The sequence below is a fragment of the Caloramator australicus RC3 genome (genome assembly GCF_000297115.1).
Taxonomy (GTDB): domain Bacteria; phylum Bacillota; class Clostridia; order Clostridiales; family Caloramatoraceae; genus Caloramator; species Caloramator australicus.
The window spans coordinates 56,875-75,614 of sequence record NZ_CAKP01000138.1 but is presented as its reverse complement, the minus strand read 5'-3'; the positions used below and the strand labels follow the sequence as shown (position 1 = coordinate 75,614).

Annotated in this window: 14 protein-coding genes, 1 pseudogene, 1 riboswitch and 1 other annotated feature; of the genes and pseudogenes, 13 read left to right on the top strand and 2 right to left on the bottom strand. The window is 34.9% G+C overall.

The features are described from left to right. Positions 1-8 precede the first annotated feature (8 nt). From ortA to orr, 6 genes are all read left to right on the top strand, one after another. A complete protein-coding gene (gene ortA, locus CAAU_RS13025; protein ID WP_008909901.1) occupies positions 9-317 on the top strand; it encodes a 2-amino-4-oxopentanoate thiolase subunit OrtA in 309 nt (102 codons plus the stop codon). Further along, entirely contained in the window at positions 304-1,731 is a 1,428-nt protein-coding gene (gene ortB / locus CAAU_RS13020; protein ID WP_040306747.1) for a 2-amino-4-oxopentanoate thiolase subunit OrtB, read from the top strand. The genes ortA and ortB overlap by 14 nt, the downstream gene beginning before the upstream one ends. 111 nt (positions 1,732-1,842) lie before the next feature. Then, positions 1,843-2,217: an ornithine aminomutase subunit alpha gene (locus CAAU_RS13015; RefSeq protein ID WP_008909899.1), complete on the top strand. Its 375-nt coding sequence runs from the start codon at positions 1,843-1,845 to the stop codon at positions 2,215-2,217. Continuing rightward, entirely contained in the window at positions 2,210-4,414 is a 2,205-nt protein-coding gene (gene oraE / locus CAAU_RS13010) for a D-ornithine 4,5-aminomutase subunit OraE (RefSeq protein ID WP_008909898.1), read from the top strand. Before CAAU_RS13015 ends, oraE begins: the two co-directional genes overlap by 8 nt. Further along, positions 4,404-5,762 carry a GlmL-related ornithine degradation protein gene (locus tag CAAU_RS13005; RefSeq protein ID WP_008909897.1) on the top strand — a complete coding sequence of 453 codons (1,359 nt, stop codon included), beginning with the start codon at positions 4,404-4,406 and terminating at the stop codon, positions 5,760-5,762. The genes oraE and CAAU_RS13005 overlap by 11 nt, the downstream gene beginning before the upstream one ends. 1 nt (position 5,763) lies before the next feature. Further along, positions 5,764-6,822 carry an ornithine racemase Orr gene (orr, locus tag CAAU_RS13000; RefSeq protein WP_008909896.1) on the top strand — a complete coding sequence of 353 codons (1,059 nt, stop codon included), beginning with the start codon at positions 5,764-5,766 and terminating at the stop codon, positions 6,820-6,822. 64 nt (positions 6,823-6,886) lie between these two features. Here the strand turns inward: orr and trpS are convergent, their stop codons facing one another. Next, complete coding sequence (trpS, locus tag CAAU_RS12995) at positions 6,887-7,882, bottom strand: tryptophan--tRNA ligase (protein WP_008909895.1); 996 nt, start codon at positions 7,880-7,882, stop codon at positions 6,887-6,889. A gap of 102 nt (positions 7,883-7,984) precedes the next feature. Beyond that, positions 7,985-8,199 (bottom strand) — a binding site (T-box leader). A 109-nt stretch (positions 8,200-8,308) separates the two neighbouring features. On the opposite strand from trpS, the gene CAAU_RS12990 reads away from it, so the two are divergent. From CAAU_RS12990 to CAAU_RS12970, 5 genes are all read left to right on the top strand, one after another. Beyond that, positions 8,309-8,569 carry an ATP cone domain-containing protein gene (locus CAAU_RS12990; protein ID WP_008909894.1) on the top strand — a complete coding sequence of 87 codons (261 nt, stop codon included), beginning with the start codon at positions 8,309-8,311 and terminating at the stop codon, positions 8,567-8,569. A 12-nt stretch (positions 8,570-8,581) separates the two neighbouring features. Beyond that, positions 8,582-9,166, top strand: coding sequence for a rubrerythrin (gene rbr / locus CAAU_RS12985; protein WP_008909893.1), 585 nt, complete (start codon positions 8,582-8,584; stop codon positions 9,164-9,166). Between the two features lie 102 nt (positions 9,167-9,268). Beyond that, complete coding sequence (gene hcp / locus CAAU_RS12980; protein WP_008909892.1) at positions 9,269-10,930, top strand: hydroxylamine reductase; 1,662 nt, start codon at positions 9,269-9,271, stop codon at positions 10,928-10,930. Positions 10,931-11,007: 77 nt separating this feature from the next. After that, a complete protein-coding gene (locus CAAU_RS12975; RefSeq protein WP_008909891.1) occupies positions 11,008-12,291 on the top strand; it encodes a hypothetical protein in 1,284 nt (427 codons plus the stop codon). A 13-nt stretch (positions 12,292-12,304) separates the two neighbouring features. Then, a complete protein-coding gene (locus CAAU_RS12970; RefSeq protein ID WP_008909890.1) occupies positions 12,305-14,611 on the top strand; it encodes a helicase C-terminal domain-containing protein in 2,307 nt (768 codons plus the stop codon). A 46-nt stretch (positions 14,612-14,657) separates the two neighbouring features. Here the strand turns inward: CAAU_RS12970 and CAAU_RS12965 are convergent, their stop codons facing one another. Further along, complete coding sequence (locus CAAU_RS12965) at positions 14,658-15,860, bottom strand: MFS transporter (RefSeq protein WP_008909889.1); 1,203 nt, start codon at positions 15,858-15,860, stop codon at positions 14,658-14,660. Positions 15,861-16,143: 283 nt separating this feature from the next. Then, positions 16,144-16,237, top strand: a riboswitch (glycine riboswitch). 64 nt (positions 16,238-16,301) lie between these two features. Between CAAU_RS12965 and CAAU_RS12960 the strand changes: the two are divergent. Together CAAU_RS12960 and CAAU_RS12955 are read left to right on the top strand one after the other, a co-directional pair. Further along, a pseudogene (locus CAAU_RS12960) lies at positions 16,302-17,346 on the top strand (PTS sugar transporter subunit IIC). A gap of 63 nt (positions 17,347-17,409) precedes the next feature. Further along, positions 17,410-18,723, top strand: a complete 1,314-nt coding sequence (locus CAAU_RS12955; protein ID WP_008909887.1) for a replication-associated recombination protein A — start codon at positions 17,410-17,412, stop codon at positions 18,721-18,723. Positions 18,724-18,740 lie beyond the last annotated feature (17 nt).

Sequence of the window (18,740 nt, the reverse complement as noted above, 5' to 3'; positions counted from 1 at the left end):
GATAAAAAATGATGGCAAAGAAGGGGGATTGGGTTCAAATTCATGAGGTGGTTTTAAAGCCCCACGAAAGAACTGCAAATATCCCCGAAGATACAAAAAAAGTTCCACTTGAAATGTGGGTTAAGGGGTTTTTAAATCACGATGCTAAAATCGGTGATACAGTAGAGATTACTACTTTAACAGGAAGAATTGTAAAGGGTGAATTGGTTGAAATAAACCCAAGCTATACCTATGGTTTTGGAGATTTTGTGCCTGAAGTATTGCAGATTGGAATAACATTGAGAAACATATTGAAAGAAGGTGATGGCCGTGAGTAAGGATATGAGTTATCAGGCCGTCATGGCAAGAAAAAATGAGATAATGAAAAGGGCAGTTGGTATAGACTACTCTGTGTTTGAAACTGGAAGGATATCCTTTGATTACGAAAGGATGATGAGGGAAACAGGTTATTCCCTTCAGGAAATACAAAATATTCAATCCAGTGTTGGAGTTGGGAATACTCCTTTAATTGAACTAAAAAATTTAACTAAGCTTGTTAGAAAACTTGCACCAAAGGGAAAGGGAGCAAGGATATTTATAAAGGATGAGGCCTGCAATCCTTCAGGAAGCTTTAAGGATAGAAGGGCATCGGTTTCAGTGTATCATGCTGAAAAACTTGGATTTAAAGGTGTAGTTGCAGCAACAAGTGGAAACTATGGTGCTGCAGTTGCGTCCCAGGCTGCAATGAGAAACTTAAAGGCTATTATTGTTCAGGAGTGCTATGATTCAAGAAAGATTGGACAACCTGAAATTTTGGAAAAACAAAGAAAATGCGAATGCTTGGGGGCAGAAACAATTCAGCTTTCAGTTGGTCCAGAACTTTTCTATATGTTCCTTAGGGTTTTAGAGGAGACGGGATATTTTAATGCATCGCTATACTCACCCTTTGGAATTGCGGGGGTTGAAACATTAGGATACGAAATTGCAATGCAGTGTAGAGAAAAGATAGGTAAAGATCCTGATGTTGTTATAGCAACCCATGCAGGTGGAGGAAATGTAACAGGAACCGCAAGGGGACTTAGAAAGGCTGGAGCCCTTGACACAAAGGTTTATGGAGCTAGTGTGGACTTGTCAGGACTTCATATGGCGTCAGACCATGATTTTAATAGAAAGTCCTTTACAACAGGACATACAGGATTTGGAATACCATTTGCAACTTGGCCAGATAGATCAGACGTTCCAAGAAGTGCTGCAAGACCATTAAGATATCTTGATAGATATTTTACAGTTAAGCAGGGAGAAGTTTTCTATATAACTGAAGCCCTTGCACAGCTTGAGGGAATTGAAAGGGGACCGGCAGGAAATACATCATTAACGGCTGCCTTTGCCCTTGCGATGGAAATGGATGAGGATCAGGTTATAGTTGTTCAGGAAACTGAATACACAGGGGTTGGCAAACATCATCTATCACAATTAAGCTTTGCAAGGAAAAATGGAATTGATATAAGATTTGGAAACCCAGATGAAGAAGTAGCAGGAAAAAACATAATTCTTCCTGAACATCCAGGCCTTATTAAGGCAAGGGAAGTTGATCTTAACAAACTAAGAAGATCCTACATCAAAAACTGTATAGAGATAAATAAAGTAGAATCCCTAACAAAGGAAGATATAGAATTCTTAGCACAAGATACAAAAACTGATGATGATTTTGTAATAGAAGCTTTAAAGGAACTTGGCGTAAAAATTGAATAGGGACAGTTCTTAATTGTTTTAAATAATAAAAAATTTAAAAAATATGGGACGGTTTATTGTCTTAAATTATAAACAATTAAGAACCGTCCCCAATAACAAGGAGGGAGTAAGATGTCAAAGAGACCAGATGATTTTGAAGTTAGAAGACAACATCTTAAAAATTTAACTGATGAAGAACTTGAAAGAAGATTTTGGCAGCTTGCTGAGGAAATCGTTAAGCCTTTAGTTGAGCTTGCTTACAATCATACATCTCCAGCTGTTGAAAGATCCGTTCTTTTAAGGATGGGATTTTCAAGCATAGAAGCAAAGGCAATTGTTGAAGGTGTTATGAAGCTTGGCCTTTTAGGTAAAGGTGCAGGAAATGTAGTTTATAGACTTGCAAAAAAGAAAAATTTACCGATAAGAGAAGCAGGTTTACTACTTGTTGAAGGAAAGGCTTGGGAGGAAGTTCCAGGACTATTTGAGGGAGGTGCTGCAAATGCTTGAAAAGAACAAAAAGCTTGATATAGAAGAAATTTTAAAGGACCTTGAACATTATAGACCAAAAAGAAGAGGTTGGCACTGGAGGGAAGAACAGGGCAAGCAAATCTATGGTGAATTTGAATATCATCAAGCTTCAAAACCATTAAAGCAAAGCATTCCACTTCCAGCTGCAAGAAGCTTTGGAAATATTGACCCACAGCCTGATTGTATTGTAACAACTGAAATCGCATCAGGTAGATTTGAAGACGACATAAGAAGAATGAGAATGGCTGCATGGCATGGTGCAGACCACATAATGGTTATTAGAACAGCAGGACAAAGCCATTATGATGGGCTAATTGAAGGAACTCCTGAAGGAATTGGTGGTGTTCCAATATCAAGAAAGCAAGTTAGAGCAACAAGAAAGGCCCTTGACCTTATAGAAGAAGAAGTTGGAAGACCAATAAACTTCCACTCATACGTATCAGGTGTTGCTGGACCTGATATTGCCGTTATGTTTGCTGAAGAAGGAGTTAACGGTGCTCATCAGGACCCACAATACAACGTTTTATACAGAAACATAAACATGATAAGATCCTTTGTTGATGCAGCTGTTGCAAAGAAGATAATGGCATGGGCGGATATGGTGCAAATCGATGGCGCTCACAATGCCAACGCAACTGCAATGAAGGCATGGAAGGTTATGCCAGAGCTTATGGTTCAGCACGCTATCAACTGTGCCTTCTCAAAGGCTGTTGGAATGAAACCAGAAAATATAGCGCTATCTACAGTTCCACCAACAGCTCCACCAGCACCATGCTTAAGACTTGACCTTCCATATGCTGTTGCCCTAAGACAGTTATTCAAAGATTACAAGATGAGAGCTCAGATGAATACAAAATATATGGAAAGCGACACGAGGGAAGCTACAGTAACCCATGTATTGAACCTTTTAATTTCAAGGCTTACAAGGGCAGATATACAATCAACAATAACTCCAGATGAAGGAAGAAACGTTCCATGGCATTACTATAACATTCAAGCAATTAGCACTGCAAAGCAGGCACTTGTTGGTATGGACGGACTTTTAGAAATGGTAGAGCTCAAAAAAGATGGTTACCTTGCTGAAAAGGTTAGAGAACTTAAGGAAAGAGCCGTTCTATTTATGGAGGAAATCCTTGAAGTTGGTGGATACTTTAAGGCTGTTGAAATGGGCTTCTTTGTTGATTCAGGTATGTATCCAGAAAGAAATGGAGATGGTATAGTAAGACATATAGATGGAGGAATTGGTGCAGGAACAGTAGTTGAAAGGGATAAGGATTACATGGCGCCAGTTTGCGAACACTTTGGATATAACAATCTTCCAGAAGGGTTAGAAAAGCCATGTGATCTTATAGATGGCTGCACATTCCATAAACCAGAAAAGATAGTATTTATCGATGAGCTTGATGAAAACGACAATGTATACAACAGATTAAAGGAAACAGAACACTTAAGAAAATCCACAGAAATCAAGCCAGAGGTTGAATGGACTGGCGATGGAATAGTTGCAACAACAATATTCTTACCCTGCGATGAAGATACTGCTGAGGCTGCAGCATTAGAAATAGGAAAGAAGATGGGACTTGAAGATGTTGTAGTAATTCATAAATTACCTGCCCATCCATCTGAAGGAACGGTAGTTGAAATTAAGGGTAGAGTTCCATTTACAATAGATGTTTCAAAGCTTACTATTCCAAAGAAGCCAGAAGTTCTTGATGACGATGTTATTAGAAAGGACATTGAAAGAAAGGGAATGAAGGTTGTTGCGGCAACTGTTGGTGAAGATGAACACTCAGTAGGACTTAGAGAAGTTATAGACATAAAACATGGCGGAATAGAAAAATATGGAATAGAAGTTCATTATTTAGGAACTTCAGTTCCAGTTGAAAAGCTTGTTGACGCTGCAATCGAGCTCAACGCTGATGCTATACTTGCAAGCACAATTATAACCCACAACGATGTTCACATTAAGAACATGAAAAAGCTCCATGAGCTTTGTATCGAAAAGGGTATTAGGGATAGAATAATCCTTGCAGCAGGTGGAACGCAAATCAACGACGATATTGCAAAAGAAGCGGGTATGGACGCAGGATTTGGTAGAGGAACTAAGGGAGTTCACGTGGCATCCTTCCTTGTAAAGAGAAGATGGGAAATGGAGAAGGATAGGAATGAAAATTGATTGTCTAATAGCTGAAATAGGTAGTACTACGACGGTATTAAATGCGTTTAATATTAAGAATGAGATTAAGTTTATAGGTCAAGGACAGGGGCCAACGACTGTCCTTGAGGGGGATGTCACAATAGGCCTTAACATGGCTCTAGACTCCCTTGCAAAAAATATAGGTGCAGATTATATAGAATACGATGAATTTTTTGCCACATCCAGTGCAGCTGGAGGGTTAAGAATGACGGTCCACGGCCTTGTTTATGACATGACTGTTAGGGCGGCAAAGGAAGCCGCCCTTGGGGCCGGGGCCATTATAAAGATGGTTACTGCAGGAAAGTTAAGAAGAACTGATCTTCAAAAGATAAAGGAAATAAGGCCTAATATTATACTTGTTGCAGGCGGCGTTGATTATGGTGAAAGGGAAACTGCCCTTTATAACGCAGAACAGATTGCTAACCTAAAGCTCAACGTTCCGGTAATCTATGCCGGAAACATCGAAAATCATGAAGAGGTTAAGCTAATTTTTGAAGAAGCTGGTCAGCCTCTTTATATAGTTGAAAACGTTTATCCAAGGATTGATATGTTAAACGTTGAACCTACAAGAAAGGTAATACAAAAGGTTTTTGAAGAACATATAACTAAAGCCCCAGGGATGTCAAAGGTGAGAAACATGGTTAACGAATCCATAATTCCAACCCCAGGGGCAGTAATGGAAAGTGCTATTTTGCTTCACGAAGCATTAGGGGATTTGATGGTTTTAGACGTTGGGGGGGCAACTACAGACGTTCACTCTGTTACCGAAGGAAGCGACGAAATACAAAGAATTTTAATAAGTCCAGAGCCCTTTGCAAAAAGAACAGTAGAAGGGGACCTTGGAGTTTATGTTAATCTTCCTCATATAGTTGAAAAAATAGGTCTTGAGGAGCTAAAAAAGAAATTTCCTGATGCAGAAGAGCTTATAGAAAATAGAAAGCCTATACCAGAAACCGATAGGGAAAAGGAATTCATAGAAAGGTTAACAAAAGAGGCAGTTTTAACTGCTGTAAGAAGGCATGCGGGTGGATTAAGGCATATATTTGGTCCTACGGGAAAGAAAACTGTTGCAGAGGGCAAGGATCTTACAAATGTAAAATATATTATAGGGACTGGAGGAGCCTTGACAAGGCTGCCTAAGCGGGTTGAAATATTGTCCAGCATTCCCTATGATAACACAGGAGATATGTTCCTTTATCCCAAAAAGGGAGTTAAGGTGCTTATCGACAACTATTATATCATGGCTTCCCTTGGAGTTTTATCTAAAAAACATAAGGAAGCTGCATTAAAACTATTAATGGAAAGTTTGGGTTTGGAAGGTGCTTAATATGTATCCACGAGTTGAGGTAAATTTAAACAAATTAAAGGAAAATGCAAACTTTTTAGCAAAGTTGTCAGAAAAGCATGGTATTAAGATCATGGGGGTTACCAAGTGCTTTTGTGCAATTCCAGAGCTTTCAAAAGCTTTGATAGAAGGTGGAGTTGAATATATTGCTGATTCAAGGATTGAAAATTTGATTAAGCTTAAGGATCTTAATGTTAAAAAGGTTCTTTTAAGAATTCCAATGCAAAGTGAAGCTGAGCTTGTTGTAAAATATGCAGACTATAGTCAAAATTCGGAATTGGAAACTTTAAAGCTATTGGGGGCAAAAGCTTTAGAGATTGGAAAAATTCATAAAGTAATTTTGATGGTAGACCTAGGGGATTTAAGAGAGGGGATATGGCCGGAGGATGTTGATGGCTTTGTTGCTGAAGCTATAAAAATTGAAGGAATCAAAATTGTTGGGTTTGGTGTTAATTTAACCTGCTATGGTGGAGTTATTCCCGATGAGAACAATCTTGGAAGGCTTGTTGAGATTGCAAAAAAGATGCAGGAAAAATATGATTTAGATCTTGAGATTATATCAGGAGGGAATTCCTCAAGTTTATATTTGCTCTTAGAGAATAGATTGCCAAAGGGGATAAACAATTTAAGGTTCGGTGAAGCTCTACTTTTAGGCAGAGAAACTGCCTTTGGAAATTTTGTAAATGGCCTTCATAAGGATGTGTTTATTTTAAAGGCTGAGATAATAGAATTAAAGGAAAAGCCTTCTGTTCCTATTGGCAACATTGGTATGGATGCCTTTGGGCAAAAACCCCATTTTGAAGACAAGGGAATTATGAAAAGGGCAATTGTTGCCATGGGAAGGCAGGATATTGATCCAAGTGGACTTATTCCATTAGATCAAGATATATCAATAGTTGGTGCAAGCAGCGATCATACAATTTTAGATGTTACCCATAGCAAGAGGGAATACAAAGTTGGGGATACGGTAGAATTTGTAATGGAATATGGTGCCCTTTTAAGGGCTATGACTTCGGAGTATGTAAAAAAGGTGACTGTTTAACAAAAAGCCAACTGATGATAACGTTCATCAGTTGGCTTTTAACTTTATATCAATATCAATTTCATTACTTTATTATAAACCCAATCTTTCTTTGCATCTTTCTCAATGTTTTTGTGGCAACATAATTTGCCTTTTCTGCACCTTTTTTGTAAATATTTTCAAGATATGTTTTATCATCTAAAAGTTCCTTTACTTTATTTTGAATCGGAGCAAGTTCATTAATAACAGCTTCTGCAACATCTTCTTTAAACTTAGCATATCCGGATCCTTCATATCTTCTTTCTATTTCTTCAGGAGTCATATTTGTTATTGCAGATAAAATATTTATTAAATTCTTTATACCCGGTTGTTCATCGCTGTATCTTACAACACCTACTGTATCGGTTACTGCCCTTGATATTTTCTTTCTTATTACCTCTGGGGGGTCCATTATTAAAATATAACCGTTTGGGTTATCCTCTGACTTTGACATTTTCTTTGATGGATCTTGAAGATCCATTATCTTTGCTGCCCTTTCAGGTATATATGCTTCAGGAACCTTAAAGGTTGGACTGTATAGGTTATTAAACCTAATTGCAATATCCCTTGCAAGTTCAAGGTGCTGCTTTTGATCCTTTCCAACAGGGACAAGGTCTGTATTGTAAAGAAGAATATCTGCTGCCATAAGAACAGGATAATTAAAAAGCCCTGCACTTATGCTTTCACCAAGTTTTTGAGCTTTATCCTTATACTGTGTCATACGGCTTAGTTCTCCCATGTAGGTAAAGCAGTTTAAAAGCCATGCAGCTTCACTGTGGGCGGGGACATGGGATTGAATAAACAAAGTATTTTTTTCAGGGGCAATGCCTGAGGCGATATATATTGCTAAAATTTCAAGGGTTCTTTTTCTTAAAAGGGCAGGCTCCTGCCTTACAGTTATAGCATGTAAATCAACGACACAAAAATATGAATCATACTCATCCTGAAGTTTAATCCAATTTTTAATAGCACCAAGATAATTACCAAGGGTTAAGTCCCCGGATGGCTTTATTCCGCTAAATATAACCTTTTTTTCTTCCATGTCAAACACCCCTTTTTTTTATATAAAATTGGTAAATAATGAAAATGTCAAAAAGTTAAAATGTCAAGTGGCAGGCACTAATAAAAAACACCCTATACAAAAGTATAGGGCGCATGGTGCGCGGTGCCACCTATTTTCAGGAAATATATTCCCCTCGTTGTAAAAGCCTTTATAACGTAAGGCAAACGGCTCTGGCTACTTGATTCACCATGCTCCTTAGGGACCCATTCGGCTTAAGGGATGCTACCGCATTTCCACCAGCAGCGGCTCTCTGTAAGCTCCTTTTTAAGCCTACTTGCTCCCCTCATTGGATTTATCTATATACTATTATATTGAACAATAATTGTCAAGAAATTATAAAATTTGTTTGAAAATTCATACTATTTTTGGTATAATTTTTTACAAGATAAAATTTGAGGTGATATTATGAAGGTTATAAAAAAAGATGGAAGGGTTGAAGAATTTTATAAAGACAAGATAATTACTTCTATCGAAAATGCATCTGACGATGTTAAGGAACCTTTAACTATGTCTGATGTAGAAAATGTAGTCCGTGAAGTGGAAAAAAATTTATTAAACCTTAATAAAAAAGAAGTAACAACCCATGAGATAAGACAAGTTATAATTGAAGTGCTTAAAAATTTTGGATTTAATGATGTCGCAGAAGCCTATAAAAATTTTATATAAGGGGGAATTTTTATGACAAGCTTAAAGGGGACAAGAACAGCACAGAATCTTATGAAGGCCTTTGCTGGCGAATCCCAAGCAAGGACAAGATATACATATTATGCAAGTCAAGCAAAAAAGGAAGGCTTTATTCAAATTTCAAACATATTTATGGAAACTGCTGATAATGAAAAGGAACATGCTAAAATATTTTTTAAATTTTTAAACGAAGATTTGCAGGGTGAAACTGTCGAAATCACAGCGGATTATCCTGTTGGACTTTCTACAACTTTAGAAAATTTAAAATATGCAGCAAACGGAGAAAATGAAGAATGGACCAAACTCTATCCAGAGTTTGCTAATGTTGCAGAAGAAGAGGGTTTCCCAAAGATTGCTTTAGCTTTTAGAAAGATAGCAGAAGTTGAACAGAGGCATGAGGCTAGATATAGAAAGCTTTATGAAAATCTTTTAAATGATAAGGTGTTTAAAAAGGATGAAAAGGTTCTTTGGAAATGCAATAATTGCGGTTATATTCATGAAGGCAAAGAGGCACCGGCAATTTGCCCAACATGCCAACATCCACAAGGATATTTTGAGGTATTTATAGAGAATTATTAATTTAGTGGCGTCAAACTTTTGTTTGGTGCCTTTTTTGATAAATAAATAAATAAATAAAAGGAAATAATAGTTATTGAAAATTAAATTAAGGGAGTGATTTAAATGGAAATGTTTTGCTATCAATGCGAACAGACAGCTGGAGGTAAAGGTTGTGTTAAGGTTGGCGTTTGTGGGAAGCAACCTGATACAGCAAATTTACAGGATCTGCTTATTTATCTTTTAAAAGGAATTGCCTTCTATGGCAATATAGGAAGAAAGCTTGGAATTAAAGATGAAGAAATAGACCATTTCATTGCGTACTCGATGTTTTCTACTTTAACCAATGTTAATTTTGACAATGAAAGATTTGTTGGGCTTATATTTAAGGCGGATGAATACAAGGAAAAGTTAAAAGAAACGGTAAAGAAAGAATATGAAAAAAAGAATGGGAAATGGGATGTTAAAGAACCTGAGGCTGCCCTTTACAGACCAAATGGAGGAGAAAAGGAACTTTTGGAACAATCAAAAGGAAAGGGTATAATGGCAGACGAAACATTGGATATAGATATTAGAGCACTAAGAGAAATGTTGATCTATGGTCTTAAGGGAATGGCAGCCTATGCTCATCATGCCTATATTCTCGGTAAAAAGGATGAAGAGGTAAATGCCTTTTTCCACACGGGACTTGCAGCAACATTAGATGATTCTTTAACTGTAAATGACTTAGTAAAATTATGCCTAGAATGCGGAAGGGCTAATTACAGATGTATGGAAATATTAAATGAAGGACACAAGGAACACTTTGGAACACCTCAACCTACGGAAGTTGATTTAAGTTTGAAAAAGGGGCCTTTTATTGTGGTTTCGGGTCATGATCTTAATGATTTGGAGGAACTTTTAAAACAAACGGAAGGAAAAGGGATTAATATATACACCCATGGTGAAATGCTTCCTGCCCATGGCTATCCTGGGCTTAAAAAATATAAGCATTTAGTAGGCAACTTTGGATCGGCTTGGCAAAATCAACAAAATGAGTTTGATAATTTACCAGGAGGAATTTTATTTACAACAAATTGCTTGATGCCACCTAAAGATAGTTATAAAGATAGGTTATTTACAACAAGCATGGTAGGATATTCAGGAATTCAACATATAGAAGTTAAAAATGGGAAAAAAGATTTTACCCCATTGATAAACAAAGCTTTGGAACTTGGAGGCTTTAAAGAAGATAAACCAGATAAAAAAATAATGGTAGGTTTTGGCCATGATGCGGTCATTGGTATAGCTGATAAGGTTATTGATTTGATAAAGCAAGGTAAAATTAAGAGATTCATGCTAATTGGTGGATGTGATGGAGCTAAGCCTGGTAGAAATTATTATACAGAGATGGCACAAAAAGCCCCGATGGACACAATTATTTTAACTCTTGCTTGCGGTAAGTATAGATTTAATAAACTTGACTTTGGAGATATAGATGGAATTCCAAGGCTATTAGACGTTGGGCAGTGCAACGATTCTTATTCTGCTATTAGAATTGCCCTAGCTCTAGCTGATGCCTTTAAGTGTGGAGTTAATGACTTACCCCTAAGCCTTGTGTTGTCATGGTATGAACAGAAAGCAGTGGCTATATTATTAACGCTTTTGCATTTAGGTATTAAAAATATAAGACTAGGACCAACATTACCTGCCTTTATAACTCCAAATATTTTACAGGTTCTTATAGACAACTACAATATTATGCCGATATCTAATGCAGAACATGATTTACAAGAAATTTTATCATAGGAGAGGTATCCTCTCCTTTTTATTTTTTCTTTTTTGTTTTATAATTAATTTATAAATTTATAGGGAGAGGGTTGAATATGCAGGTATTAGATTTTTTAAAATCAAATGAAGATATAAATAAATTATTTAGCGTATACAAAAATGAGTTTAGTGGATCCTTTAAAAGGATAAAAAGAAGCGAGAAGAAAAAGAAATTAGCCATAAAGAAGAATAGCCAAATTATTTTTTTAAAGTGGTTTTATTCAACCTTGATTGATAACACATATTTTTCACCAGCAAATATTTTTAATAGGATAATTTATGAAAACTTTGGGGATGAGGTTGCTGTATTACCTAATGTTGTTCCGATATTTATTGAAAACGAAATAAGGGACTTTAGAATAGAATATAGAGTTTTTACTCTTGATAATAACTCTATATTTGATGACATAAGATCTCTACAACGATTCTTTTTAGGTAAAAAATTTGAGTTAAAAAAAATGGATTTTAAAACGATTTTTGAAAATGTACAGGATAATATATTTGTAAAAGATGAATACTACCTGTTTCAATTATTTAACATTGCGTCATATTTTAGTGCCTTTTCTTATGAGGATATAGGCAAAAAGGTATTTTTAACAGGAAATGATTTTGATGTGAATTTTTTCAACGATAGCAAATCATATTTAAAAATAATAGATTTTTGGTTACCAATAGCGGCTCAGCTATTTGAAAATTTCTTTGGGAACATGAATCCTTATACTGTTAGCTGTCTAAAAAGATATATTAAAAACAAAACCATGCTCCAAAAACTTTTAGACAAAACATTAGCAGCATTAAGTATAAATAAGGACGAATTTGTGAATTATGCCTTAGGAATAGATAATGATGAATCAAAGAACTATTATGAAAATTATTTTATAGTTTCAGCCTATTTAGTAAAATATTTTGTTATTCCTTTAAGTTATTTTATTCCTATTATTCAGCCTTGCTATATATCAAAAGTTAATTTTGATTTTATTTTTAACGATGCCGAAATAATACTAAAAGAAGGATATTCTTCATATGACCTTTTAAATGATCCATTCCTAATTTACGATCTTAGCCATTTTGGTAATAAACTAATGAAAAGAAGCGACAGGAGTAGATTGCAGGATGTTTTTGACACCCCAGTAAATATCGATGAAATCTTAATGACTAAGAATGAAATATATAGCAATCCTGAAATGCAGGACTTTTGGCAGAATATAGACCCTAAAGAGCTAGAAGAGCTTATTAAGCTTTTGGATGAAAAAGTTGAGGAAATGGTGGTTGAAGAAAAACCAAAAAGAAAGATCCATAAAGAAGGTAATGTAATTCATCTTTTTAACAATAAAAAATAAGAGAGGGGACGTAATGGAAAAATTAATAAGAATTTCAGTAAGGGAACTTGTGGAATTTATATTAAGAAGGGGCGATATAGAAACAGGATTATTAGCTACTGTTGATAGGGCACAGGAGGGTGCACGGATTCATAGGATGATTCAAAAAAATTACGGAAAAAATGATCAGGCTGAGGTTTATGTTAAGCATTTAATCAAAAACGGAAAATATAGTATTGAAATTTCAGGAAGAATAGATGGATTGCGATTTGGAGAGATTTATACTTTAGAAGAAATAAAAACAACAACAAAGAAAATAGAGGATATAGATGTAAATTTTATGCACCTTGCTCAGGCAAGGTGCTATGCTTATATGTTTCTTAAGGAAAATAATTTAGAAAGAATAAAAGTCAGATTAATCTATGTTAATACAGATTCCTTAGAAAGTAGAGCCTTTGAATATGATTATACAATCAATGATTTAAAAGAGTTTTTTGACGAACTGGTTGAGGGTTACATAAAGTTTCTAGAAAAGTCATTAGAACATATTAATGAAAGAAATGAAACGATAAAGGAAATAAAATTTCCCTATCCAGCCTTTAGGGAAAGTCAAAGAAAACTCTCAGTTGCGGTATATAAAACGATAATGGAGGGAAAAAAACTTTTTTTGGAAGCCCCTACCGGGACAGGAAAGACGATGGGGACTCTATTTCCTGCTCTTAAGACGTTATTAGGCCCTACTTCAAAAATATTTTATTTAACTGCAAAAACAGTTGGAAAAGCTTCTGCAGAGGATGCTATAAAGCTTTTGCAGGAAAATGGTTTGATTATTAAATCAATAACATTAACTTCAAAGGAAAAAATATGTCCTAATGAGCTAAAATGTAATCCTATGGAATGCCAGTTTGCTAAGGGCCATTATGATAGAATAAACGATGCTCTTTTACATTCTCTTTCTATGGATTTTTTTGATAAGGGAAGGATAGAAGAACTCTCGAGAAGATACAATGTTTGTCCCTTTGAATTTTCATTAGATTTATCAATGTTTTGCGATGTTATAATTTGCGATTATAATTATATATTTGACATAACCTCAAGCTTAAAAAGATATTCCTTTGAAAGCAAAAACGATTATGTTTATCTTATAGACGAAGCCCATAACCTTGTGGATAGAGCAAGGGATATGTTTTCTATAACTTTATCATATAATGAGTTTTATAAAGTTAAGCAAAAATTTAAATCCTTTAGAAAATTGAATTTAGCTTTAGGAAGGGTCATAAAGTATTTTAATGGGCTAAGAGAAAGCATTGAAATGGATAAAGTCGCTATGACGATAGAAGATGAGTTTTTAAATGGAATAAACAAATGTGAAGAGGTTGTAGAGGAATTTGTCCTAAAAAATTTAATTAAAGATGAAGAATTATTAAACTTGTATTTTGATATAAAAAGATTTAAAAAAATAGTGGAACTTTATGATGAAAATTATAGAACGCTTTTTTTAAGGGAGGAAGATATTTTAGTTAAATTATTATGTATTAATCCTTCTAAAATATTAAAGGGCATTATGGATAAAGCACAAGCAGCTATTTTATTTTCAGCTACCTTTACTCCTTTAAGTTATTATATGGACCTTTTAGGTGGGGATGGTTCTTATAAACTTAAACTTTCCTCTCCTTTTTCAAAGGAAAATATTTGTGTTATGCTTAACCCATACATTTCAACGCGACTTAATGATAGGGAAAATACTTATGAAAGGGTTGTTGATGGAATAAAAAGCCTAACATATAAAAAGGGAAATTATTTAGTGTTTTTCCCTTCTTATTTATACCTAAACGAGATTTTAAAAAGGTTCCCTCAGGATAATGTAGATTTAATTGTTCAAAGGAATGATATGACGGAGAAAGAAAAGGAAGATTTTTTAAAAAGGTTTAGCGAAGATAGTGAAAAAACCTTAGTAGCCTTTGCAGTTTTAGGAGGACTATTCGGTGAGGGTATAGACCTTCCGGGAGAAAAGCTTATAGGTGTTTGTATAGTAGGTGTAGGCCTTCCACAGATTAATTTTGAAAGAAATGTGCTAAAGGAATATTTTGATGAAAGGATTGGAAAGGGATTTGAATATGCTTATATTTATCCTGGCTTTAATAGAGTGTTGCAAGCAGTTGGAAGGCTTATAAGGGCAGAAAATGATAGGGGAGTTGCCCTATTGTTTGATGATAGGTTTTTAAAAAGACCATATAATAATTTAATTCCTGACCTTTGGAAACCATTGAAAATAGTAAAAGGAAATGAAGATGTGATAAATACATTAAAAAGGTTTTGGAAAGAGAAATCAGACTGTTGAAAAATTTCAATACCAAAGAGAGTTTGTCTACAATCTGAAATGATGGCTAAAAGGATAAGCCATCATTTCTTTTTTTCTTTATAAAATTTGATGAAAATTTATAAAATAAAAATCCTTGCATTAAGAAAAATATAGAGCTCATTATAAATGTTATTTCATATCCATTAGGCATTTCTGCAATTATGAATCCAGCCATGAGGGAAGAAAGAGCTACGGTTAGGTTGTTTGCTAAAACTACAACGCTGTTAAACTTTGCTTGTTCCCCTTCAGCAACTGATTTCATAATAAGGTCGCTTTCGATGGGGATAGGAACATTTAAAAATAATGCCCTTAAAAGATATAAAATAGATAAAATGCCGACTAAAAATATTGAATTAAATTTTACAAAAGAAAGGATAAATATTACTGGAAAAGACAAGAGCTTAGCATACCAGAGGGTTTTTGTCTTTCCAAATATTTTAGATGAATATGGAGAAAGCAGCATAGCTAGAATCATTCCAATAATATTAAAGTTGTTGATAAAGGATGCATTTAATGTATTTAAGTTTAATTTACTTATGAGAAAGGTTGTATAAAAAGGACCAATAAGTCCAAAGGCAAAGGAACCTAAAGATGTATACATTATTAAAAAGAACATTCTTGGAGTAAAATTAATTTTTATATTTGCCTTTGAAAAAGTAACTTCTTTTTTGTCGGTATTAATAAAAATAGCAGGTAAGAAACTTACTAGGGCAAAAAAAGCGAAGATTATCCATGTTTTTTCATAATCAAATTTGTTTGTTAAATTTCCAGCAAGATAATTTCCTATTAAGTTTGTAGTAACGCAGTAGGTTAATATAATACTTATAACATTAACGGCATTGAAACCTTTAGTATTTCTAACTATAAAGGGAGTTTTTATAACCACGACGATGGAAAGACCTAATGCATATACAATGACTGCTAAAATTATATAAATAAAGTTTTTAGAAGTTGCCAGTAAAACTGAGCTGATAAAGCATAAAACGGATGTTGCAGCAAACAATGTTTTATCGCTGAATTTAGTGCTTAAAATACCTGTAACATAAGCGAAAAGTGCAAAGGATATCGTTTGAATCAAGGATAAGGTTCCTACTATATCTTCTTTATATCCTCTATGCATAACGTATGGCCCAAGCAAAAATCCATATGCACCTACGAATATGCCTAAAAAAAGTTCGAATAGAAGATAATACGTCATATTCCATTTAAGCTTTTTATCTATTTTCATTTTTAACCTCCTAAATTTAGCTTTAACCTTTTATAAATTATATCATTGTATTGATAAAATTCAATATTATGACAAAATAAATATATTTATTGATAATATTAATAGTATTTATAGATATTACAAATATTTAATTGACTTCAGGATAGTTTTGGAATATAATTGCATTACAAACTAAATATTGGTGGATGAAGGCCATTGAAGACATCGAATTTTCGATGACCGGAGAAGCAAGGAATGGAAGTTTCCGATCCATTCCGAAACTTTCAGGTAAGATACAATGGCCGGACACAACCCTGGAGAGACCCATTTGGGCATCGAAGAAGTAATCTGCATTTGTGTGCAGAGAAGCTTTCAGATAAAAGGACAGGGAAAGGGAAGCATAATCTTTTTATGCTTCTTTTTCCTTGTCCTTTTATTTTTATATCATAAAGGAGGGGTTTTATGCTAGAAGTATTAAAGGGAATTTTTTTACTTTTAATTGTTCTTAGCTTTTTTTTCAGCCTTTAGTTTTAAGGCACCAAAAGGAGAAAAGGCTATGTCAGGTCTTGCTGGTGCTGCTGTTGCTACATTTTTAATTGAGGCAATTTTTAAGTATATTTTTGGGGATTTTTTAGGAATTAAATTATTAGGTGAAGTTGGATCATCTTCAGGAAGCATGGGCGGAGTTATTGCAGCTGCTCTTGTTTCGATAAATATGGGTGCAAACCCTATATATGCTGTTGTTGCAGCTGCATCCTTAAAGGGAATGGGAATATTGCCAGGCTTTTTCGATGGATATTTAATTGGTCTTGCTGGACCAGTTTTAGAGAAAAAATTACCCAAGGGCATTGATATAATTGGAGGTGCGCTAATTATTGCACCCCTTTCAAGACTAATAGCTCAAGCATCAACACCATTAGTTAATAGCACCCTTTTAAATATTGGAGATGTTATTAGAGTAGCAGCTGAACAATCACCTTTTGTTATGGGATTTTTGCTTGGCGGAATTATTAAGATAATTTGCACATCACCACTAAGCTCAATGGCTTTAACTGCGATGCTAAATTTAAAGGGCTTAGCAATGGGGATTGCGGGGATTGCAAGCTTTGGAGGAGCCTTTACGAATGGAGTGGTTTTTAAAAGGCTAAAAATAGGAGACAAAGGAAATGTGATTGCAGTTATGCTTGAACCATTGACACAGGCAGATTTGGTTACTAAAAATGCTGTTGTAATTTATTTTTCGGATTTTATAGGTGGTGGAATTGCAGGGATTGTTGCAGCTTATTTTAAAATAATCAACAATGCACCGGGGACAGCATCGCCAATTCCAGGCCTTTTAGCTCCTTTTGGTTTTAATAGTCCTAAAAAAGTAATAATAGCATTATTATTAGCAGCAATAGGAGGACTTATTGGTGGATTTGTAGGAACTACAATTTATATGTTCATTAAAAGGGTTAGGGAAAAAAGATTAAGCGTAAAAAAATATCCTATCGATAATGCTGTATAGTATAAGGGGACAAATTTAAGCGCCCCTTTAATTTTTATGGTATAATAAATTTTGGTGATGTATATGGATTTGTTTGATTATATGAATAAACAAAATAAAGAAAAATTAGAGCCATTGGCAGAAAGGATGAGACCTGAGAGCTTAGATGAGTTTGTTGGACAGGAGCATCTTGTAGGAAGGGGAAAGATGCTTTATAGGGCTATTGCTACGGATAATTTAACATCTGTAATACTTTATGGTCCACCTGGAACAGGAAAAACTACCCTTGCAAGGATAATAGCAAATACTACAAAATCAGAGTTTAGGCAGATAAATGCAGTAACATCCAATTTAAGTGAGATAAAGCAGGTTACCGATGAAGCAAGCAAAGTCCAAAAGTTATATGGCAAAAGAACCCTTCTTTTTATTGACGAGATACATAGATTTAATAAGCTTCAGCAGGATGCCCTCCTTCCATATGTTGAAAAGGGAACTGTTGTTTTGATTGGAGCTACAACTGAAAATCCCTATTTTGAAGTTAACAAAGCTCTTCTTTCAAGATCCTTAATATTTGAATTAAAACCCATAGAAGAAAAGGATATTTTTAAGGTGCTAAAAAGGGCACTTACTAGTGAAAGGGGATACAAAGGAAGGGATATCGAAGTTTCTGATGAAGTTCTTTGGTTTTTTGCAAAATATAGCGGAGGGGATGTAAGAAGAGCACTAAATGCCCTTGAAATGGCGGTTTTGACATCTAAAAAGGAAGATGGCAGGGTAGTTATAACTTTAGAGGATGCATCAGAATGTATGCAAAAACCGCCCTTAAATTATGACAAAGATGGAGATAACCATTACGATGTGATATCAGCCTTTATAAAAAGCATGAGGGGTTCGGATCCTGATGCTGCTGTTTACTATCTTGCAAGAATGTTAGAATCCGGGGAGGATCCGATGTTTATAGCAAGAAGGATAGTTATATGTGCAAGCGAGGATGTTGGAAATGCTGATCCTATGGCTCTAAATGTTGCAGTATCTGCTGCAAAGGCTGTTGAATTTATTGGCATGCCAGAGGCAAGGATTATATTATCCCAGGCTGCTCTGTATGTAGCTTGTGCACCAAAGAGCAATGCTTCCTATTTAGCAATCGATGAGGCAATAGAAGACGTAAGAAAGAATCCTAATATAGAAATTCCAGGCTTTCTAAGGGATGCCCACTATAAAGGTGCAAAAAGTCTCAGTAGAGGGATAGGCTATAAATATCCCCATGATTTTGAAGGAAATTTTGTATATCAAGAATATCTACCAGAAAAAATAAAGGATAGAAAGTATTACAGGCCTTCTGGAAATGGTTATGAAGCAAAAATTAAAGAAAGAATTAACCGCTTATGGAAAAAATAATTGAAATTTTTTTAACT

Excerpts from the sequence above, each read along its gene's own strand:
- ortA (WP_008909901.1), top strand. The coding sequence starts at position 9 with ATGATGGCAAAGAAGGGGGATTGGGTTCAAATTCATGAGGTGGTTTTA.
- ortB (WP_040306747.1), top strand. The coding sequence starts at position 304 with ATGGCCGTGAGTAAGGATATGAGTTATCAGGCCGTCATGGCAAGAAAA.
- CAAU_RS13015 (WP_008909899.1), top strand. The coding sequence starts at position 1,843 with ATGTCAAAGAGACCAGATGATTTTGAAGTTAGAAGACAACATCTTAAA.
- oraE (WP_008909898.1), top strand. The coding sequence starts at position 2,210 with ATGCTTGAAAAGAACAAAAAGCTTGATATAGAAGAAATTTTAAAGGAC.
- CAAU_RS13005 (WP_008909897.1), top strand. The coding sequence starts at position 4,404 with ATGAAAATTGATTGTCTAATAGCTGAAATAGGTAGTACTACGACGGTA.
- orr (WP_008909896.1), top strand. The coding sequence starts at position 5,764 with ATGTATCCACGAGTTGAGGTAAATTTAAACAAATTAAAGGAAAATGCA.
- trpS (WP_008909895.1), bottom strand. The coding sequence starts at position 7,882 with ATGGAAGAAAAAAAGGTTATATTTAGCGGAATAAAGCCATCCGGGGAC.
- CAAU_RS12990 (WP_008909894.1), top strand. The coding sequence starts at position 8,309 with ATGAAGGTTATAAAAAAAGATGGAAGGGTTGAAGAATTTTATAAAGAC.
- rbr (WP_008909893.1), top strand. The coding sequence starts at position 8,582 with ATGACAAGCTTAAAGGGGACAAGAACAGCACAGAATCTTATGAAGGCC.
- hcp (WP_008909892.1), top strand. The coding sequence starts at position 9,269 with ATGGAAATGTTTTGCTATCAATGCGAACAGACAGCTGGAGGTAAAGGT.
- CAAU_RS12975 (WP_008909891.1), top strand. The coding sequence starts at position 11,008 with ATGCAGGTATTAGATTTTTTAAAATCAAATGAAGATATAAATAAATTA.
- CAAU_RS12970 (WP_008909890.1), top strand. The coding sequence starts at position 12,305 with ATGGAAAAATTAATAAGAATTTCAGTAAGGGAACTTGTGGAATTTATA.
- CAAU_RS12965 (WP_008909889.1), bottom strand. The coding sequence starts at position 15,860 with ATGAAAATAGATAAAAAGCTTAAATGGAATATGACGTATTATCTTCTA.
- CAAU_RS12955 (WP_008909887.1), top strand. The coding sequence starts at position 17,410 with ATGGATTTGTTTGATTATATGAATAAACAAAATAAAGAAAAATTAGAG.